This window comes from Streptomyces sp. NPDC036764, assembly GCF_055609385.1.
This window is the reverse complement of sequence record NZ_JBVJPT010000015.1, coordinates 59,310-77,462: the sequence shown is the minus strand read 5'-3', so window position 1 is coordinate 77,462 and position 18,153 is coordinate 59,310. Positions and strand designations below refer to the sequence as shown.

The window sequence follows — 18,153 nt, the reverse complement described above, 5'->3', positions numbered from 1 at the left end:
GAAGACTGTAGATGGCTCTGGATGTGGATCGCGCCTCCTGGCGCGGGCTGCCTCTGTCCGCTCAGAGAATCTACATCTACATGAATATTGAAGATTCGAGAGAACGACGTCGACGGGAGAACCGATCGTGTCCCTACCGGACAACGGCAACACCGCTCCGGGCAACCCGGAACCCGAGCTCGTCGCCCGGGCCCGCACGGGCGACCGCGAGGCTTTCGCGGCCCTGTACCACCAGCACTACCGCGTCGTGTACGGCTTCCTGCTGGTGCGCACGCGCAACAGACATCTGGCGGAGGACCTGACGCAGGAGGTGTTCACCCGCGCCCTGCGGCGCATCGACGCGTTCACCTGGCAGGGCACGGCCTTCGCCGGCTGGCTGACCACCATCGCGAAGAACCTCTACCTCGACGAACTCGGGCGTGGCCGCACGCGTTTGGAGACCCCGGTCGCGGAGTTCGACGACCCCGGTGCGGCCGGCGGGGACACGGAGGCGCTCGCCCTGCGCGCACTGGAGGCCGTCGAGGCGTACGAGGCGGTCCGCGCCGCCCTGCACACCCTCAACGCCCCGCAAAGGCACTGCGTGGAGCTGCGCTTCCTGGACGAACTGACGCCGCAGGAGACGGCGTTGGCGATGGGCCGCAGCGTCGGCGCGGTCAAGACGCTGACCTACCGCGCCCTGCGGAACCTCCGCCGGCCGACCGGGGCGGTGTTCGTGTGAACAGCAACTTCCCGCACGCCGTCGGCGTGATCCGAGCGGTCCTGGGGTCCGCCCTGGAGTCCACCGGATCCGACCGGGCGACCGCGGTCGCGCACGCGCTCGACTCGGCCCGACTCCTGGTCGACCCTGGGCGCTCCTTCGGCGCCGTACTGCACCGGACGCCGGACGGCCGCTGGTCGTCGGCCCCGCGCCCGCTCACCGACCTGGAGCGCAAGGCCCTGGCCTGGGACGCCTCCTGCGCACGGGCACGCTCCGTCGCGCACGCCATCGAACGGCGGCTGGCCGGGCACGCCGGTCCCTGCGGCGTCCGCGTGGACGGTGACCGGGTGCGGGTCGTGCTCCGCGTCGACGGCCCTCTCCCATGGGCCCGTTGGCGTGCGTACCTGGGCATTACGGCCGTCGGCCCGGGCGCCCGCCCGCACACGGTGGTCGGCGAGGGGGAACGCGGTGGTGTACGGGTGACGGTGGTGGCCCACGGCGCGACCTCTGCATCTGCGTCCGTGACGCCCCCGACCGCGGCACCCGCCTCCGCGGCACCCCCGGCCGCGGCATCCGCCTTCGCGGCGCCCCCGGCCGCGGTGCCCGCCTTCGCGGCGCCCCCGGCCGCGGCATCCGCCTCCTCGGCGCCCCCGGCCGCGGTGCCCGCCTCCGTGGCGCCCCCGGCCGCGGCATCCGCCTTCGCGGCGCCCTCGGCCGCGGCATCCGCCTCCTCGGCGCCCCCGGCCGCGGCGCCCGCCTCCTCGGCGGCCGCACCGCACGCGCGTCTCTTCCGGCTCGGCGGAGTCACGTACGACCTGGCGCTTGCGCAGCGCGACGCGCAGGGCGACGTCTGGTACTTCCAGGGCTGCCGGAGCCACGACGGCATGCCCCTGATGTCCCTGGACGGCCGGCCCGAGCGGTGTTCCCTCGCCAACCTGGCGGTTCATCTGGGGCCGTTGTCGCCGGTGCGGGCCCCCACGCCGGCCGTCGTCGCCTCTGCCGACAGCGGGGCGTTACCCATGCCGGCAGCCGCGCCGGGAGTGCCGTCGGTGGCCGGGACGGGAGTGCCGTCCGAAGCCGGCCTAGCAGTGCCGTTCGCACCTCCGCCCGCAGCGCCGGCCCCACCTCCGCCCGCCGTGCCGTTCGCACGTCCGCCCGCAGCGCCGGCCCCACCTCCGCCCGCCGTGCCGTTCGCACGTCCGCCCGCAGCGCCGGCCCCACCTCCGCCCGCAGTGCCGTTCGCACGTCCGCCCGCAGCGCCGGCCCCACCTCCGCCCGCAGTGCCGTTCGCACCTCCGCCTGCGATGCCGTTCCCAGCCCGGTCCGCTGTGCCGTTTACGCCTCCGCCCGCAGTGCCGTTCGCGCCCCGGGCCGCAGCGCCGCCCCGAACCCCGTCCGAGCCGCCCTACGCGCCGGTGTGCGGTCCGATCGGGCCGGTCGTATGACGCGCGGTGGGGCGGCTGTGCGGATCCGGGGCGGGGTGGGGCCGGCGGACGGGGGCTCGCGGGTCTGGGAGTCGAGCGCCGCCTGCGGGGAGCGGGACGCGGACCTCTGGTTCTCGCGCAGTTCATGGCCAACGGCCGTCGCGATCTGCGCCGCCTGTCCCGTCCTCGATCCGTGCCGGGCCGCCGTGCTGCAACGGGAGAGGGGCCTTCCCCGGTGCCAGCGCCAAGGCGTCGTGGCCGGGCTCACCGGTCCCCAGCGGCATGACCTGGAGCGCACCGCGAACCCGACGGGGGCACAGCAGCGCGGGCAGACGCCACCGCCCGCCGCATCCGTCGACCGTGCCGTTCCGCGCGACCCGGCCGGACCCCCGCGCACCCGGCCCGCCCCCTGCGGCACCCGCGCCGCCTATCAGCGGCACCTGCGCCGGGGCGAGCCGGTCGACGAGGCGTGTCGCGCCGCCAACTCCCGGGAGGCCGGCCGCTATCGCCGTACCGGCTCCACTCGCGACCAGCGAGAGAAGGCCCGGCTCCGAGACCCCGCCCGACACCGAGCCGGGCCATCCGGCGACCCGGGCTGACAGGACCTGACATCCCCTCACCTGGACCCGGGCTGCCATCCCCTGACCGCGACCGGGCTGACGTCCCCCGACCGGGACCTGGGCTGCCATCCCCTGACGCGGCCCAGGGCGACATGCCCTCACCGCGTCCTGAGCTGCCATCCCCTCATCGGGACCCGGGCGGACACCCCCTGACCGCGACCCGGGCCGACATCCCCTCACCGCGACCCGACTGACATCCCCTCACCACGACCGGAGTACCTCATGTCCCCGCCCCCGTCGGATCCCCAGCCCGACGCGACCGGAGCCGGCCACCCCCGGACCCCGGGTCCCCTCGGCCGAACGGCCGTCGCACTGCTCCGCGTCCTGCGGCGTCGCGGCAAACCCCTCGTGCGGCGGCCCCGACCGTGCCACCGGTTCGGACCGTGCCACCGGTTCGGACCGTGCGACCGGCCCGGACCGTGCCACCGGCTCGGGCGTGACCTGGAGGACTGCCGGCAGCAGCGTGACCGCTGGCGGCGGTACGCCGACTCCTACGAACGGGAGTTGAGCCACGCCCGGCTCGAACGCGCCCATCTGCTCGCCTGGTTGGCCGCGCTGCATCCGTCGAGCGCGGTCCTCACCCCCGACGGCGGCTGCGGACCGGACGTCGCCCACCTGCTGCGCATCGAGGCCGGGGGACGGCAGTTGTCCTGGCGGCTGGCAGCGGCCGACCTCCCGCTGTTCGTCCATGTCCCGTACGCGCCTCCGGTCGGCACGGACCCTGCCGAGCCCCCGGATCAGACGCCCCACATCCGCAGGCACACCCGGTTGCTGGCGATGGAGGGAATCCTGTCCGGCCCACCGGCCGAGACATGGGCGGCGGTGATGCCTCCGCGGCCCGGCGAGCACTGAAGGCGCCCGGACGGCAGTCCCGGCGACCCCGCGAGACTCCGGCCGGCAGGCTCGGGAGGCAAGTCGGCCGGATCCACCACGCCCCTCTGCCCCGACCACGGCAGGGGGGCGTGGCCCGTCCTGGGCACCCGGAGCCGGACCACGGCAGGGGGGCGTGGTGTCCCGTCCGTCCGGGGCTCCGACGCCGGGGCGCAGGCCGCTACAGCCAGCCCGCGAACTCCAGCAACAACTCCGCGTCCTGCGGCCGCCCGACCCGGCGAGCCCGCACCCCCGACTCCACGGCTCGGAACAGCGTCCACCCCCGCAGCCGTTCCTGATCCACCTCGAGCGACTCCGCGAGCCGCTTGACCCGCCGCCTCGTCGTCGCCGCACCCGACGGTGAGGCGATCAGATCCTCCACCCGGTCCCGCACCAGCCGCGCCAGGTCGAACGCGCACTCGCCCACGACCGGATCCGGCCCCACCGCCAGCCACGGCATCCGCTCCCCGGCCAGCACCTTGCTCTGCCGGAACGTCCCGTGCAGCAACCGCCGTTCGGGCGGCGCGGCCAGCAGTTCCTCGCGGGCGGCGAGCGCGGCGTCGACCAGCGTCGCCACCTCCGCATCCGCCGACGCGGTCGCCCGCATCGCCTCGGCCTGCCGCCCCGTCCGCTCGGCCACCGTCTCGAAGGCATGGTCGGCCGGGGGTTCCACCCACAGCCGCCGCAGCGTCCCCGCCGCCTCCAGCAACGCCTTCGCCTCCGGCAGCGACCGCACCGACAGATCCGGACGCAGCCGCTCCAGCAGCAGCACGCCCTCGGTCACGAAGGGCTCCAGAAGCTGTACGGCACCCGTGCCGCCCCAGCGCGCGAGCGCGGCCCGCTCGCTCTCCGGGCGGGCCCGGGGCGGCGCCAGCTTCAGCACGGCCGGGGTGCCGTCCGGCCGCCGCACCAGGACCACCAGGCTGCTGCGGCCACCCGGAAGCTGCACCCGCTCGACGGTCAACTCGCGTAGCGCGACGGCCTGGTGGGCCGCCTCCGGCAGCATCTCCAACCAGTGGTCACCGGCCGGTGCCGTCTCACCGAGCGCCCTGACCAGACGCTGCGGCGGTTCGAAAGCCATGCGCGAGTCGTTCCCTTCCCGTACTGCCCGTACGTGTGCTCCTGCCCGCGTCAGGCGGTGGGCGCCGCCGACGGGGCCGTGGTGCCCGCACGCTCGGCGAGCCCAGGGAAGGCTACGCTCCCGCCCCGCCAGCGCACCGCCCGCACCGCGGCCTCGCGCAGCGCCCCGGCGGCCGTGCCCCGCAGTTCACCCTCGGCCGCGCGCACCAGGTCGGAGTACACCCCGGCCACCCGGTCCTCCAACTCGGCGGCGAGCCGGACGGCCGAGGCCGAGTCCGGCACCGGGAAGGGCAGCGCGTACGCCGCGCTCGCGGAGACCGGCTCGGCGCCCCGGTCGCTCACCTCGCGCGCGAGCGCGTCCCGCCGCGCCCGGTGTGCCGCGTACGCCGCACGCGCCTCCGAGCGCCGCTCCTCGCTGATCCGGCCGCCGACGACGCCGTATCCGTACACGACCGCGTGCTCGGCGGCGAGCGCCGCCTGGAGGGCCTTGACGGTCGCCTTCTTCGCCTCGCTCACTTGGCCTCCTCCGTCAGCAGGTACGCGTGCACGGCCCCGGCCGCGGCCACCGAGGCCAGCAGCCGCGCCAGTTCACCGGGAACGTCGAGCAGTGCCTTCGCCCGCCGGTCCGCGAGGGCCCGTTCGGCGGCGGCCAGCTCGGCCAGCGCGTCGCGCTCGTTCGCGGGAATGGACACGCTCGGCGCCGGGGAGGCCGACGGCGACGCCGTACCGCCCTTCGGCGCCCCGGACGCCGTGGGCGATGCGCTGGACGGCTCTGACGGACCCGGGCCGAACGCCGCCGCGTGTCGCAGCACCTCCGCCCGCAACGGCCCCACCGGTCCCGCCAGCACCGGATGGGCGGCGAGCACGGCGTCGTAGCGCCCGACCAGGTCCTCGCTGTCGCGGGCAGCACGCGCGCGTGCCTTCTCGGCGAGCGACGGGCTGCCGCTCGTGCCGCCGTCCGAATCGTCGGGCCGGGAGGTGCAGCCCACCAGCAGGGCGGCCCCTGCGGCGGAGGCGAGCAGGGTTCTTCTGCGCGGCCCCGAGGGGGAGCGCGGTGGCGAGGGGAACGGCACGGCAGACGTCCTCGGGGAGCTCGTACGAAAGCAGTTGCGAATGCGGTTGCGGAAGCGGCCGCGGGATCGGCGGACCGCAGGCCCGTGATCACCGTACCCGCGCACGCGCCCGGCACCACTCATCGGCACCGCTCACGCGCAGGTGGACGGCAACACTCCCCGCGACCCGATACCCTTTGACCAGACACGCGACCCATCCCACAACAGCACACGCGGCCGAGGAGTCACCCGGATGAGCACGACCCAGAGCGAGAGGCTGCGAGAACTTCTGGAACCGCTCGTCAACTCTCAGGGCCTCGATCTCGAAGAGATCGCAGTGGACTCCGTCGGACGCAAGCGCGTGCTGCGCGTCGTGGTCGACTCCGACGCCGGGGCGGACCTGGACCAGATCGCCGATGTGAGCCGCGAGCTCTCGGCGAAGCTCGACGAGACCGACGCGATGGGCGAGGGCGAGTACACCCTCGAGGTCGGCACCCCGGGCGCGGAACGCCCCCTCACGGAGCACCGGCACTATGTGCGCGCCGTCGACCGGCTGGTGAGGTTCCAGTTGGCCGAGGGCGGGGAACTGGTCGCCCGGATCCTGAGCGTCGACGACGAGGGCCTCGACCTCGAAGTGCCCGGAGTCAAGGGCCGCAAGGCCACCAGCCGCAGAATCGGCTTCCCGGACATCGACAGGGCGCGCGTGCAGGTCGAGTTCAACCGCAAGGACAAGAAGGAAGAGGAGGCGTAGCCGTGGACATCGACATGAGTGCCCTGCGGGGCTTGGTACGGGAGAAGGAGATCTCCTTCCCCCTGCTGGTCGAGGCGATCGAGTCGGCCCTCCTCATCGCCTACCACCGCACCGAGGGAAGCCGCCGCCACGCGCGCGTGGAGCTGAACCGGGAGACCGGCCATGTGACCGTGTGGGCGAAGGAGGATCCCGAGGATCTGGAGGAGGGCCAGGAGGCCCGCGAGTTCGACGACACCCCCTCCGGCTTCGGCCGGATCGCCGCCACCACCGCCAAGCAGGTCATCCTGCAGCGGCTGCGCGACGCCGAGGACGACGCGACGCTCGGCGAGTACGCGGGCCGCGAGGGCGACATCGTCACCGGCGTGGTCCAGCAGGGCCGCGACCCGAAGAACGTGCTCGTGGACATCGGCAAGCTGGAGGCCATCCTGCCGGTGCAGGAGCAGGTCCCCGGAGAGACGTATCCGCACGGCATGCGCATCAGGTCGTACGTCGTCCGGGTGGCCAAGGGCGTCCGCGGCCCCTCCGTCACCCTCTCGCGCACGCACCCCAACCTGGTGAAGAAGCTCTTCGCCCTGGAGGTGCCGGAGATCGCCGACGGTTCGGTGGAGATCGCCGCCATCGCCCGCGAGGCCGGCCACCGCACCAAGATCGCCGTACGGTCCACCCGCAGCGGTCTGAACGCCAAGGGCGCCTGCATCGGCCCCATGGGCGGCCGGGTGCGCAACGTCATGGGCGAGCTGAACGGCGAGAAGATCGACATCGTCGACTGGTCGGACGACCCGGCCGAGATGGTGGCGAACGCGCTGTCCCCGGCCCGGGTCTCCAAGGTGGAGGTCGTGGACATGGCAGCCCGCTCCGCGCGGGTGACCGTGCCCGACTACCAACTGTCACTGGCGATCGGCAAGGAAGGGCAGAACGCCCGGCTTGCCGCCCGGCTCACCGGCTGGCGGATCGACATCCGCCCGGACACCGAGCAGGCCGGGGAATAGATCCAAGCCGCCGGGCGCTCAGATCACGTCAGGTTACCGAGCGGCAACTGTTCGAATCCTGCCCCAAAGGGGTGAGGTCGGTCCGGGGAGGTAGACTTAGTGGTGTCTGGCCGGACACGCGCCCGCGCCTGCCCTGAACGTACCTGTGTGGGGTGCCGGGAGCGAGCGGTCAAGGCTGAACTGCTGCGGATCGTGGCGATCAAGGACGAGTGCGTCCCTGATCCAAGCGGTACGCTGCCCGGCCGGGGTGCGTACGTACACCCCGCCCTGGTCTGTCTCGACCAGGCGGTACGCCGCCGGGCGTTCACGCGGGCGTTGCGCGCCCCGGGAGCGCTCGACACAAAGGCGTTGCGCCAGTACGTCGAGCAGACAACAGTTGCTGAGCAGGCAACACCGTAAGAAGCGTCGCGCGGAACCGCCGCGCGGCCCAGGTATTCCGCGAGTTGGAAGTAGGTCGAGATTGCGATGAGCACTCGATGAGCACGCGATGAGTACGCCCATGAAGTAGCGACGGTCCGGACGCAACCCGGACCTAAAAGGAGCGAAGTGGCTAAGGTCCGGGTATACGAACTCGCCAAGGAGTTCGGCGTGGAGAGCAAGGTCGTCATGGCCAAGCTCCAAGAACTCGGTGAATTCGTCCGTTCGGCGTCTTCGACCATCGAAGCGCCCGTTGTCCGCAAACTGACGGACGCCCTCCAGCAGGGCAGCGGTGGCGGCAAGCCCGCCCCCGCCCGCAAGGCTGCCCCGGCGAAGCCGGCAGCCCCCTCCCCGGCGCAGGCAGCCCGCCCGGCTCCGCCGCGCCCGCCGGCCCCCAAGCCGGCAGCCGAGAAGCCCGCGGCCTCCCCGGCCGCGCCGGCCGCTCCCGGCCCCCGTCCCACTCCGGGCCCGAAGCCCGCGCCGCGGCCCGCCCCGGCGTCCCCGGCTCCGACCGCGCCCGAGTTCACGGCACCCCCGGCGGCTCCCGCCGCACCGGCCGCCTCCCAGGGCTCCGGTCCGCGTCCGGGCGCCCCGCGTCCGGCCGGCCAGGCTCCGCGTCCCGGCGCCCCGCGTCCGGGTGGTCCCGGCCAGGGCGGCCAGGGTCGTGGCGAGCGCGGTGACCGCGGCGACCGTTCCGGCGCTCCGCGTCAGGGCGGCGGCGCCCCGCGTCCCGGTGCCCGTCCGGCCGGTCCCCGTCCGGGCAACAACCCGTTCACCTCTGGTGGCTCCACCGGCATGGCGCGCCCGCAGGCGCCCCGTCCGGGCGGTGCCCCGCGTCCCGGCGGCCCCGGTGGCGCCGGCGCTCCCGGCGGCGCTCCGCGTCCGCAGGGCCAGGGCGGTCCCCGTCCCCAGGGCGGAGCGGGCGGTCCTCGTCCGCAGGCTCCGGGCGGCTCGCGTCCCAGCCCGGGCGGCATGCCCCGTCCGCAGGGCGGCGGCCCGCGTCCCGGCGGCGGCCCCGGTGGTCCGCGTCCGAACCCCGGCATGATGCCGCAGCGTCCTGCTGCCGGCCCGCGTCCCGGCGGTGGCCCCGGCGGTGGCCGTGGTCCCGGTGGCGGCGGTCGTCCCGGTGGCGGTGGCGGCGGTCGTCCGGGCGGCGGCGGCTTCGCCGGTCGTCCCGGTGGCGGCGGCGGTGGCGGTTTCGCCGGTCGTCCCGGTGGTCCCGGTGGCGGCGGTGGCGGTTTCGCCGGTCGTCCGGGTGGTCCCGGCGGTGGCGGCGGTGGCCGTCCCGGCTTCGGTGGCCGTCCCGGCGGTCCCGGTGGCCGTGGTGGCACGCAGGGTGCCTTCGGCCGTCCCGGCGGTCCCGCGCGTCGCGGTCGCAAGTCGAAGCGGCAGAGGCGCCAGGAGTACGAGGCCATGCAGGCCCCGTCGGTCGGCGGCGTGATGCTGCCTCGCGGCAACGGCGAGTCCATTCGCCTGTCGCGCGGTGCCTCCCTCACCGACTTCGCGGAGAAGATCAACGCCAACCCGGCGTCGCTCGTCGCGGTCATGATGAACCTCGGCGAGATGGTCACGGCCACGCAGTCCGTCTCCGACGAGACGCTGCAGCTCCTCGCCGGCGAGATGAACTACACGGTTCAGATCGTCAGCCCCGAGGAGGAGGACCGCGAGCTGCTCGAGTCCTTCGACATCGAGTTCGGCGAGGACGAGGGCGACGAGGAAGACCTGGTGGTCCGTCCGCCGGTCGTCACCGTCATGGGTCACGTCGACCACGGTAAGACCCGACTGCTCGACGCCATCCGCAAGACGAACGTCATCGCGGGCGAGGCCGGCGGCATCACCCAGCACATCGGTGCCTACCAGGTCTCGACGCAGGTCAACGACGAGGACCGCGCGATCACCTTCATCGACACCCCGGGTCACGAGGCGTTCACCGCCATGCGTGCCCGTGGTGCCCGGTCGACGGACATCGCGATCCTGGTCGTCGCGGCCAACGACGGCGTCATGCCGCAGACGGTCGAGGCGCTCAACCACGCCAAGGCGGCCGACGTCCCGATCGTCGTCGCGGTCAACAAGATCGACGTCGAGGGCGCCGACCCGACCAAGGTGCGCGGTCAGCTCACCGAGTACGGGCTGGTGGCCGAGGAGTACGGCGGCGACACGATGTTCGTCGACATCTCCGCCAAGCAGGGTCTGCACATCGACTCCCTGCTGGAGGCCGTCGTCCTCACCGCCGACGCCTCGCTCGACCTGCGGGCGAACCCGAACCAGGACGCGCAGGGCATCTCGATCGAGTCCCGTCTCGACCGCGGCCGCGGTGCCGTGGCGACGGTCCTCGTCCAGCGAGGCACGCTGCGGGTCGGCGACACGATGGTCGTGGGCGACGCCTACGGTCGCGTGCGCGCCATGCTCGACGACAACGGCAACAACGTCGCCGAGGCCGGCCCGTCGACGCCGGTCCAGGTCCTGGGCCTGACCAACGTCCCGGGTGCGGGCGACAACTTCCTGGTGGTCGACGAGGACCGTACGGCCCGTCAGATCGCCGAGAAGCGCGCCGCCCGTGAGCGCAACGCCGCGTTCGCCAAGCGCACGCGCCGTGTCTCCCTCGAGGACCTGGACAAGGTGCTCAAGGCCGGCGAGGTCCAGCAGCTCAACCTCATCATCAAGGGTGACGCTTCTGGTTCCGTCGAGGCTCTCGAGTCCTCGCTGCTCCAGCTCGACGTCGGCGAAGAGGTCGACATCCGCGTCCTGCACCGCGGCGTCGGTGCGGTCACGGAGTCGGACATCGACCTGGCGATGGGCTCCGACGCCATCGTGATCGGCTTCAACGTGCGCGCCGCCGGGCGCGCGCAGCAGATGGCCGAGCGCGAAGGCGTGGACGTCCGGTACTACTCGGTCATCTACCAGGCGATCGAGGAGATCGAGGCGGCCCTCAAGGGCATGCTCAAGCCGGAGTTCGAGGAGGTCGAGCTCGGTACGGCGGAGATCCGCGAGGTCTTCAAGTCGTCCAAGCTGGGCAACATCGCGGGTGTTCTCATCCGCTCCGGCGAGGTCAAGCGCAACACCAAGGCGCGCCTCATCCGCGACGGCAAGGTGGTCGCGGAGAACCTCAACATCGACGGTCTGCGTCGCTTCAAGGACGACGTCACCGAGATCCGCGAAGGGTTCGAGGGCGGTATCAACCTCGGCAACTTCAACGACATCAAGGTCGACGACGTCATCGCGACGTACGAGATGCGCGAGAAGCCGCGGGTGTAACGCCCACGGTTCGTGCTGGCCGGCGGGACTTCGGTCCCGTCGGCCAGCGCGGCGTTTGGCCCTCGGTCCACGGTGCGTAATATCCGTCGATCGTCCCGCCTCCTTCGATGTACCGTTCTGATGTCCCTGCCGACCGGTCGGCGGGGCCATCGATCCCGGGCCGGCGGGTGAACCGGTTGCATACATGTATGTGGGGACTCTGTCCTTCGACCTGCTCCTCGGTGACGTGCGCTCACTGAAGGAGAAACGCTCTCTCATTCGTCCGATCGTGGCCGAACTCCAGCGCAAGTACGCGGTGAGCGTGGCGGAGACGGGGCACCAGAACCTCCACCGCAGGGCCGAGATCGGGCTGGCGGTGGTCTCCGGGGACACGGGACACCTCACCGACGTACTGGACCGCTGTGAGCGGCTGGTCGCCGGGCATCCGGAGGTGGAACTGCTCTCGGTTCGACGCAGACTCCACAGCGACGAAGACTGAAGCAAGCAGCAAGAGAAGTTACGAAGGAGACGGACCAGTGGCCGACAACGCCCGGGCGAAAAGGCTGGCGGACCTCATCCGAGAGGTGGTGGCCCAGAAGCTGCAGCGCGGGATCAAGGACCCGCGGCTCGGCTCGCACGTCACCATCACGGACACCCGCGTCACGGGTGACCTGCGGGAGGCGACCGTCTTCTACACGGTGTACGGGGACGACGAGGAGCGGGCGGAAGCCGCCGCCGGCCTGGAGAGTGCCAAGGGCATCCTCCGGTCGGAGGTCGGCCGTGCCGCCGGTGTGAAGTTCACGCCGACGCTCACCTTCGTCGCCGACGCCCTCCCGGACACGGCGCGCACCATCGAGGACCTCCTCGACAAGGCGCGCCAGTCCGACGAGAAGGTGCGTGAGGCGTCCGCCGGAGCGAAGTACGCCGGTGAGGCGGACCCGTACCGCAAGCCGGGCTCCGAGGACGAGACGGACGGCGACACCGCGGAATGACGCAGAAGCACACCACGCCCGACGGCCTTGTCATCGTCGACAAGCCGTCGGGCTTCACTTCGCACGACGTGGTCGCCAAGATGCGCGGCATCGCGCGCACCCGCCGCGTCGGGCACGCCGGCACCCTCGACCCCATGGCGACGGGCGTCCTCGTCCTGGGTGTGGAGAAGGCGACCAAGCTGCTCGGTCATCTGGCCCTGACCGAGAAGGAGTACCTGGGCACGATCCGCCTGGGCCAGAACACGGTCACCGATGACGCCGAGGGCGAGATCACGGGGTCCACCGACGCCTCGAAGGTCACCCGCGACGCCATCGACGCCGGGATCGCCAAGCTGAGCGGCGACATCATGCAGGTGCCGTCCAAGGTCAGCGCGATCAAGATCGACGGAGTGCGCTCCTACAAGCGGGCACGGGAGGGCGAGGAGTTCGAGATCCCGGCCCGGCCCGTCACCATCTCCTCCTTCGCCGTGTACGACGTCCGGGACGCCGTCGCCGACGACGGCACCGCGGTCCTCGACCTGGTCGTGTCGGTCGTCTGCTCCTCCGGTACGTACATCCGGGCCCTCGCCCGGGACCTCGGCGCCGACCTCGGCGTCGGCGGCCACCTCACGGCGCTGCGCCGCACCCGCGTGGGGCCGTACAAGCTGGACTCCGCGAAGACGCTGGACCAGCTTCAGCAGGAGCTCACGGTGCTGCCGATCGCCGAGGCCGCCGCGGCCGCGTTCCCGCGCTGGGACGTGGATGCCCGGCGCGCCAGGCTGCTCACCAACGGGGTACGCCTCGACATGCCCGAGGAGTACGCGGGCTCCGGGCCCGTGGCCGTCTTCGCCCCCGAGGGGCGCTTCCTCGCGCTCGTCGAGGAGCACAAGGGCAAGGCCAAGAGCCTGGCCGTGTTCGGCTGAGACACCGGCTGCTTCGAGGGTCTGCCCGTGGAGCGGCGGTCACGGGGTTGTCCTCTGCCCGCCGCTCCACGGTCCCCCCTCGGTTCCCCCACCTCTAGGGTGTATCCAACGACCCCCACCTATTCACCCGTCCGGGCAGGCGCTCGGAGTGAACCGAGGGAGCGGAAGGGGGCGCGTTCGCCACGTGATCTGTCCCGCTGATCATCTGACGCCTACCGTCGGGAAAAGGACGGGGGCAGATGAGCGAACGGGCGCGGCGCGGGGAGGTTCGACAATGGCGGGACGGGGCCCCAGGGCGGGCGACGCCCACCGGACGTCGGAGGGTACACGGCACGAGGACCGCTGGGGCGGGAGGGACGCCGGCACGCAGGACGCGCGCCGCTGCGAGTCCCGCGACGACACCCTGGTCCGTATCCACGACCTGGCCGGCCGGCCCCGAGGCCTCGGCTTCGTGGCCGATCACCACGGCACCGTCGTCACCAGCCACGAGGCCGTCGACGGTCTGCCCCGGCTGGTCCTGCTCGCCGCAGGTGGCGACCGAAGCTGTGTGGTGCCGGCGAGTGCGGTGACCTCGTTGCCCGGACTCGATCTGGCCCTCGTGCGCTCCGAGGGGCTCGGTGTGGACCCCCTGCCGGTGACCGTGCGGGAGCGGATCGAGACCGGAGCGTACGTACGGATCGCGGCCGGCGGCTGGCGGGAGGCCAGGGTGCTGGGCGCGACGTCCGTGACCTACACGGCGACGGACCGCGTCCATCTTCTCGACCACGCCCTGGAGTTGGCGGTCGGCACCGCAGGCCGGGACGCCCTGCGGCTCGGCGGAGGAGCGGCGGGCGGACCCGTGCTCGACGCCGCGACCGGCACCGTCGTCGGTGTCCTCGGCACGGCCCTGCAATCCGGCCGGCGCGACTCCGGATTCGCCGTAACGCTGTACCCGCCTGCGGACGGGCCGCTGGCCGACCTGCTCGCTGAGAACGCGGCGACGGTGCCCGCGTACGGCGCCGACCTGAACCTCGCGGGCGTCCTGGAGCTCACGGCCACCTCCGTCGGGCAGGACGGCCCGCAGGGGACGCTGGCGGGCTATGTGGGCCGGGCGGACGCCGGGGGAGCGGGGGCCGTGTCACCGGTCGAACGGGCCGCCACGGCACGGGAGTTCGACGCCTTCGCCGGGAGCGGCGCCTCGGTGCTCGCCCTGGTCGGGCCGCCGGGCAGCGGCCGTACGACGGAACTCGCGGCCCTCGCCGCCCGCCGCACCAGCGGCCCGCGGCCCGCTCCCACGCTGTGGCTGCGCGGCGCCGACCTGAAGGACGAGGACGCGTCGGTCGCCGACGCCGCGCGCAGAGCGCTGACCAGGGCCGCCCGTATCGTGGCCGCCCCGTCCGACCTCTCCGCCCTCGGCGACACGACCCCGGAGCGGCTGGCCCGGCTCGCCCTCGACGCCGGCCGCCCCCTCCTGCTGCTCCTGGACGGCCCGGAGGAGATGCCTCCCGTGCTGGCCCACCGCCTCACGGACTGGACCGACGGCACGGCGCAGTGGCTGCGGGAGACGGGCGCGCGGCTGATGGTGGCGTGCCGGGCGGAGTACTGGGAAGCGGCGGGGGCCGAGTTCCCGAAGGAGATGCTGTACGAGGGTCCCCGTGAGCCGGCCGTTCCGGTGCCCGAGGACGAGCCTGTTCGGGCCGGTGAGGGCCCAGGAGCCGCAGCCCCCTGGCGGAGCCGGTTGGGCGGGGCCCTCGGGGACGGAACGGGTATGGGCGGCGGCGGGGACGAGACGGCGCGGCGGTTCCCGGCGTGCGTGCGGCTCGGCGACCTCACCCCGGACGAGGCCCGCCAGGCCCGCGCCCGTTACGGCATCCCGGAAGGCGCCCTCGCCGACCCCGACGCCCGTCACCCCCTCACCCTGCGGCTGTTCTCCGAGGTGCGCGCCGCCCTCCCCGACACGCCCTCCCCGCACGGGGCCGACCGCGACGACGTGCTCTGCGCCCACCTCGACCTGATGTGCCTGCGCATCGCCGTGCGTCTCGCCGCCGAGAACGGCCTGCGCGGCACCGCCGTGCGCCGCCTCGCGGCGAAGGTCTCCGGGCAGGTCCACGAGGCCGCCCGCCGTAGCCTCGGACCCGGCCAGGGCGAGCTGGACCGGGCGTCCTTCGAGGGCGTGTTCCCCTGGGGGCCCGCCCCCGCGGCGCTCGGCGGCGGCACCGGCTGGGCGTCCGCCGTCCTCACCGAGGGCCTCCTCGTCCCCGCCGGCAACGGCTACCGCTTCGCCCACGAGGAGCTCGCCGACTGGATCCAGGGCATGCACCTCGACCTCGACGAGGCCCTGCACGCCCTGGTCCACCGCCGCCGTGCCCACCCCGGTGCCGCGCATCCCTTCCCCGTGCCGCACCACCGGGTCGGCCCCGTCGTCCAGGCTCTCCTGCTGCTCCCACGGCACCACGGGACCCGCCAACTCGCGCTTCACCTGGAGGAGTTGGTCCACGCCCTGGATGCCGACCGGCACTCCTGGTGGGCCGCCCGGCTGCTCACCGAGACCCTACTGCGCGTCCCCGACGCGATGCCGTACCAGGACGTGCTGCACCTGCTGACCGACCGGATCGTGGCCTGGCGCCGGCACCGGCGCTCCGTGTCGCCGGAGTTCGGCCCGCACTTTTGGACCGCGCTGCCGCTCCCGGACGGCGAGCGTCTCGACCTGCTGCGCCGCCTCGTCCTCGCCGACGGCCCGCCCACCGACACCGACGAGCCCGGCCCGCCCCGGTACCTGGACGCCGTCGCCCGGCTCCTCGCCGCCGACCCCACCGCCGTACAACGCCTTCTCGCGCGCTGGTTCGACGACGACCGCCCGCTGCCCGCGACCCCGCACGCGACCGTCGCGTGTGCCGCCCAGGCCCTGCTGCACACGCACCGGCACCGCGCCCTGGACGAACTCACCGAGACGCTCGTCGACTGCGCGCACCGCAAGGCCGATGAACTCCTCGCCGTGCTCTGCGAGGACGAGACGTCCGCCATCTGCCGGGCCGTCGACCGCTGGGCGCACGACGAACGTCCCGCGCGACGGGTCGCCGCGGTGGCGTACGGGCTGCGGGTCGCGCCGCACGTCCGTACCGAAGCCGACCGCGAGCTGCTGCGCTACGCCGCCCTCGCCCTCCTCGCCCGCCCCGACGACTGCACCCTGCACGGCGGCGCGCTCGCCCTTCTCGTACGGGATCCGCGCACGCGTGCCCGTCATCTCCCGCAGGCGCTGGCGCACTTCGCGGCGGCCGATCCGCAGTTCCCGGCCAGTGCCCTGACCGCCGCCCTGGCCACCCACACCGAACCGGTCCTCGAAGCCTTCCGCGCCCGTCTGCGCCGGCCGGGTGCCAAAGACGCGCTGCGCACCCTCGCCGACGTCACCACGCCCGCCCTCGCCATCCGGGTCGCCGCCCTGGTCCAGGAGGCGGTGGAGTGGCAGCCGGAGAGGGCCGCCGACATGGCGGCGTACGTCGATCGGCGCCTGGACCAGGGCCCGAGCGCCCACGCCGTGCTCTTCCCGCTGGTCACCGGCCTGCTCGACGGCGGCGCCGAACAGGTGCGGGCCGCCCTCGCCGCCGTACTCGCCACTCCCGGCACACCCGCGTCCCGTCCGCTGCGCCGCGAGCTGCGCGAATTCCTCCTCGCCCACGAACGCGCCCCCGTCGTGCTGGACGCCTTCCTGCACGCGACCGTCCAGGAGGGCGTCGAGCGGCCGGACGACGATCTGCGCGGCCTGGTCCACCACACCGGCCTGCTGCTCGTCCGCACCCCGGACGGCGCGGCCCGCTTCGACCGCGGACTGGTCGACCTCGGCCGTCACGTCCCCGGCTTCGCCGTACGGGTCGCCGGCTGGCTGACCGACACCCCGCAGGACTGGTCGGCCGTGGTGGGCCCCAGCACCCGGCGGATGATCGAGAACCTGGCCGGTGTGCGGGTCCCCGCCTGACCGACGCTTCGGCACGTGCACCCCGTCACAGCGTCGATGCCGATGCGGGCGGGGAGCGCCCGGCATGGCACCCTTAGACCTGCGTAAGACCGTATGAGCAAAGACGGACACGGGTTCGACGAGTTTGCGACAAGGAGCAGGCACAGTGCAGCGCTGGCGTGGCTTGGAGGACATCCCCCAGGACTGGGGGCGCAGCGTCGTCACCATCGGCTCCTACGACGGAGTGCACCGCGGGCACCAGCTCATCATCCGGCATGCCGTGGACCGAGCCCGTGAGCTGGGCGTTCCCGCGGTCGTCGTCACCTTCGACCCGCACCCCAGCGAGGTCGTCCGCCCCGGCAGCCACCCGCCCCTGCTCGCCCCGCACCACCGCCGCGCCGACCTCATGGCCGAGCTCGGCGTGGACGCGGCGCTGATCCTGCCCTTCACGACCGAGTTCTCGAAGCTGTCGCCGGCCGACTTCGTCGTCAAGGTCCTGGTCGACAAGCTGCACGCCAAGGCGGTCGTCGAGGGCCCGAACTTCCGCTTCGGCCACCGCGCGGCGGGCAACGTGGAGTTCCTCGCCGAGCAGGGCAAGGTCTACGACTTCGAGGTCGAGGTCGTCGATCTGTACGTGACCGGCGAGGCGGGTGGCGGCGAGCCGTTCTCCTCCACGCTGACCCGGCGCCTGGTCGCCGAGGGCGATGTCGCCGGCGCCGCCGAGATCCTGGGCCGCCCGCACCGCGTGGAGGGCGTCGTCGTACGCGGGGCCCAGCGGGGCCGTGAGCTCGGCTTCCCGACCGCCAACGTCGAGACGCTGCCGCACACCGCCATCCCCGCCGACGGCGTCTACGCCGGCTGGCTGCACGCCCAGGGCGAGATCATGCCGGCCGCGATCTCCGTCGGCACGAACCCGCAGTTCGACGGCACGGAGCGCACGGTGGAGGCATACGCCATCGACCGCGTCGGGCTCGATCTGTACGGCCTGCACGTGGCGGTGGACTTCCTCGCCTATGTGCGCGGACAGGAGAAGTTCGAGTCGCTGGACGCGCTGCTGAAGGCGATGGCCAAGGACGTGCAGCGCTGCCGTGAGCTGATCGAGAACGCGGGCTGAGGCCCGCGGGCTGAGACCCGCGAGACTCGGGGCGTACGACGGCTCAAGGCGTACGACGGCGAAGGGCCGGCACCGTGAGG

General features: G+C 73.5%; 16 protein-coding genes. 13 read left to right on the top strand and 3 right to left on the bottom strand.

Features of this window, described 5'->3' with window-relative positions; genetic code table 11:
* Positions 1 to 127 precede the first annotated feature (127 nt).
* The 4 genes from ACZ69Q_RS37395 to ACZ69Q_RS37380 all read left to right on the top strand — a co-directional run bounded on the left by ACZ69Q_RS37395 (position 128) and on the right by ACZ69Q_RS37380 (position 3,593).
* Positions 128 to 718, top strand: a complete 591-nt coding sequence (locus ACZ69Q_RS37395) for an RNA polymerase sigma factor (RefSeq protein WP_471051078.1) — start codon at positions 128 to 130, stop codon at positions 716 to 718.
* The gene (locus ACZ69Q_RS37390) at positions 715 to 2,142 is read left to right on the top strand and encodes a BN159_2729 family protein (RefSeq protein ID WP_471051076.1); all 1,428 of its coding nucleotides are present in this window, start codon (positions 715 to 717) and stop codon (positions 2,140 to 2,142) included. The genes ACZ69Q_RS37395 and ACZ69Q_RS37390 overlap by 4 nt, the downstream gene beginning before the upstream one ends.
* Positions 2,139 to 2,720 carry a WhiB family transcriptional regulator gene (locus ACZ69Q_RS37385; protein ID WP_471051073.1) on the top strand — a complete coding sequence of 194 codons (582 nt, stop codon included), beginning with the start codon at positions 2,139 to 2,141 and terminating at the stop codon, positions 2,718 to 2,720. The genes ACZ69Q_RS37390 and ACZ69Q_RS37385 overlap by 4 nt, the downstream gene beginning before the upstream one ends.
* A gap of 525 nt (positions 2,721 to 3,245) precedes the next feature.
* Positions 3,246 to 3,593 carry a hypothetical protein gene (locus ACZ69Q_RS37380; protein ID WP_471051070.1) on the top strand — a complete coding sequence of 116 codons (348 nt, stop codon included), beginning with the start codon at positions 3,246 to 3,248 and terminating at the stop codon, positions 3,591 to 3,593.
* Between the two features lie 199 nt (positions 3,594 to 3,792).
* On the opposite strand, the gene ACZ69Q_RS37375 is transcribed toward ACZ69Q_RS37380, so the two are convergent.
* Genes ACZ69Q_RS37375 through ACZ69Q_RS37365 form a run of 3 tightly spaced genes read right to left on the bottom strand, consistent with a single transcriptional unit; the run spans position 3,793 to position 5,764 of the window.
* On the bottom strand, positions 3,793 to 4,692 hold the full coding sequence (locus ACZ69Q_RS37375) for an aminoglycoside phosphotransferase family protein (RefSeq protein WP_471051067.1): 900 nt from the start codon (positions 4,690 to 4,692) through the stop codon (positions 3,793 to 3,795).
* A 50-nt stretch (positions 4,693 to 4,742) separates the two neighbouring features.
* Positions 4,743 to 5,207: a ferritin-like domain-containing protein gene (locus ACZ69Q_RS37370; protein ID WP_471051065.1), complete on the bottom strand. Its 465-nt coding sequence runs from the start codon at positions 5,205 to 5,207 to the stop codon at positions 4,743 to 4,745.
* Positions 5,204 to 5,764 (bottom strand): hypothetical protein, encoded by a 561-nt coding sequence (locus tag ACZ69Q_RS37365; RefSeq protein ID WP_471051062.1) that lies wholly within the window; start codon positions 5,762 to 5,764, stop codon positions 5,204 to 5,206. The genes ACZ69Q_RS37370 and ACZ69Q_RS37365 overlap by 4 nt, the downstream gene beginning before the upstream one ends.
* Positions 5,765 to 5,996: 232 nt before the next feature.
* Here ACZ69Q_RS37365 and rimP point away from each other — a divergent pair, with 232 nt between their 5' ends.
* The 9 genes from rimP to ACZ69Q_RS37320 all read left to right on the top strand — a co-directional run bounded on the left by rimP (position 5,997) and on the right by ACZ69Q_RS37320 (position 18,073).
* Positions 5,997 to 6,494 carry a ribosome maturation factor RimP gene (gene rimP / locus ACZ69Q_RS37360; RefSeq protein ID WP_471051059.1) on the top strand — a complete coding sequence of 166 codons (498 nt, stop codon included), beginning with the start codon at positions 5,997 to 5,999 and terminating at the stop codon, positions 6,492 to 6,494.
* A gap of 2 nt (positions 6,495 to 6,496) precedes the next feature.
* Complete coding sequence (nusA, locus tag ACZ69Q_RS37355; RefSeq protein ID WP_062702002.1) at positions 6,497 to 7,483, top strand: transcription termination factor NusA; 987 nt, start codon at positions 6,497 to 6,499, stop codon at positions 7,481 to 7,483.
* Between the two features lie 102 nt (positions 7,484 to 7,585).
* Entirely contained in the window at positions 7,586 to 7,882 is a 297-nt protein-coding gene (locus tag ACZ69Q_RS37350; protein WP_471051055.1) for a YlxR family protein, read from the top strand.
* 147 nt (positions 7,883 to 8,029) lie between these two features.
* A complete protein-coding gene (gene infB, locus ACZ69Q_RS37345; protein ID WP_471051052.1) occupies positions 8,030 to 11,155 on the top strand; it encodes a translation initiation factor IF-2 in 3,126 nt (1,041 codons plus the stop codon).
* Positions 11,156 to 11,339: 184 nt separating this feature from the next.
* A complete protein-coding gene (locus ACZ69Q_RS37340; RefSeq protein WP_471051049.1) occupies positions 11,340 to 11,633 on the top strand; it encodes a DUF503 domain-containing protein in 294 nt (97 codons plus the stop codon).
* Between the two features lie 37 nt (positions 11,634 to 11,670).
* A complete protein-coding gene (rbfA, locus tag ACZ69Q_RS37335; RefSeq protein WP_471051047.1) occupies positions 11,671 to 12,126 on the top strand; it encodes a 30S ribosome-binding factor RbfA in 456 nt (151 codons plus the stop codon).
* Complete coding sequence (gene truB / locus ACZ69Q_RS37330) at positions 12,123 to 13,028, top strand: tRNA pseudouridine(55) synthase TruB (protein WP_471051044.1); 906 nt, start codon at positions 12,123 to 12,125, stop codon at positions 13,026 to 13,028. The genes rbfA and truB overlap by 4 nt, the downstream gene beginning before the upstream one ends.
* Positions 13,029 to 13,302: 274 nt before the next feature.
* Positions 13,303 to 16,980, top strand: coding sequence for a trypsin-like peptidase domain-containing protein (locus ACZ69Q_RS37325; protein ID WP_471051041.1), 3,678 nt, complete (start codon positions 13,303 to 13,305; stop codon positions 16,978 to 16,980).
* A 145-nt stretch (positions 16,981 to 17,125) separates the two neighbouring features.
* Complete coding sequence (locus ACZ69Q_RS37320) at positions 17,126 to 18,073, top strand: bifunctional riboflavin kinase/FAD synthetase (RefSeq protein WP_471051038.1); 948 nt, start codon at positions 17,126 to 17,128, stop codon at positions 18,071 to 18,073.
* Positions 18,074 to 18,153 lie beyond the last annotated feature (80 nt).

Excerpts from the sequence above, each read along its gene's own strand:
- ACZ69Q_RS37385 (WP_471051073.1), top strand. The coding sequence starts at position 2,139 with ATGACGCGCGGTGGGGCGGCTGTGCGGATCCGGGGCGGGGTGGGGCCG.
- ACZ69Q_RS37375 (WP_471051067.1), bottom strand. The coding sequence starts at position 4,692 with ATGGCTTTCGAACCGCCGCAGCGTCTGGTCAGGGCGCTCGGTGAGACG.
- rimP (WP_471051059.1), top strand. The coding sequence starts at position 5,997 with ATGAGCACGACCCAGAGCGAGAGGCTGCGAGAACTTCTGGAACCGCTC.
- ACZ69Q_RS37340 (WP_471051049.1), top strand. The coding sequence starts at position 11,340 with ATGTATGTGGGGACTCTGTCCTTCGACCTGCTCCTCGGTGACGTGCGC.
- truB (WP_471051044.1), top strand. The coding sequence starts at position 12,123 with ATGACGCAGAAGCACACCACGCCCGACGGCCTTGTCATCGTCGACAAG.
- ACZ69Q_RS37325 (WP_471051041.1), top strand. The coding sequence starts at position 13,303 with ATGGCGGGACGGGGCCCCAGGGCGGGCGACGCCCACCGGACGTCGGAG.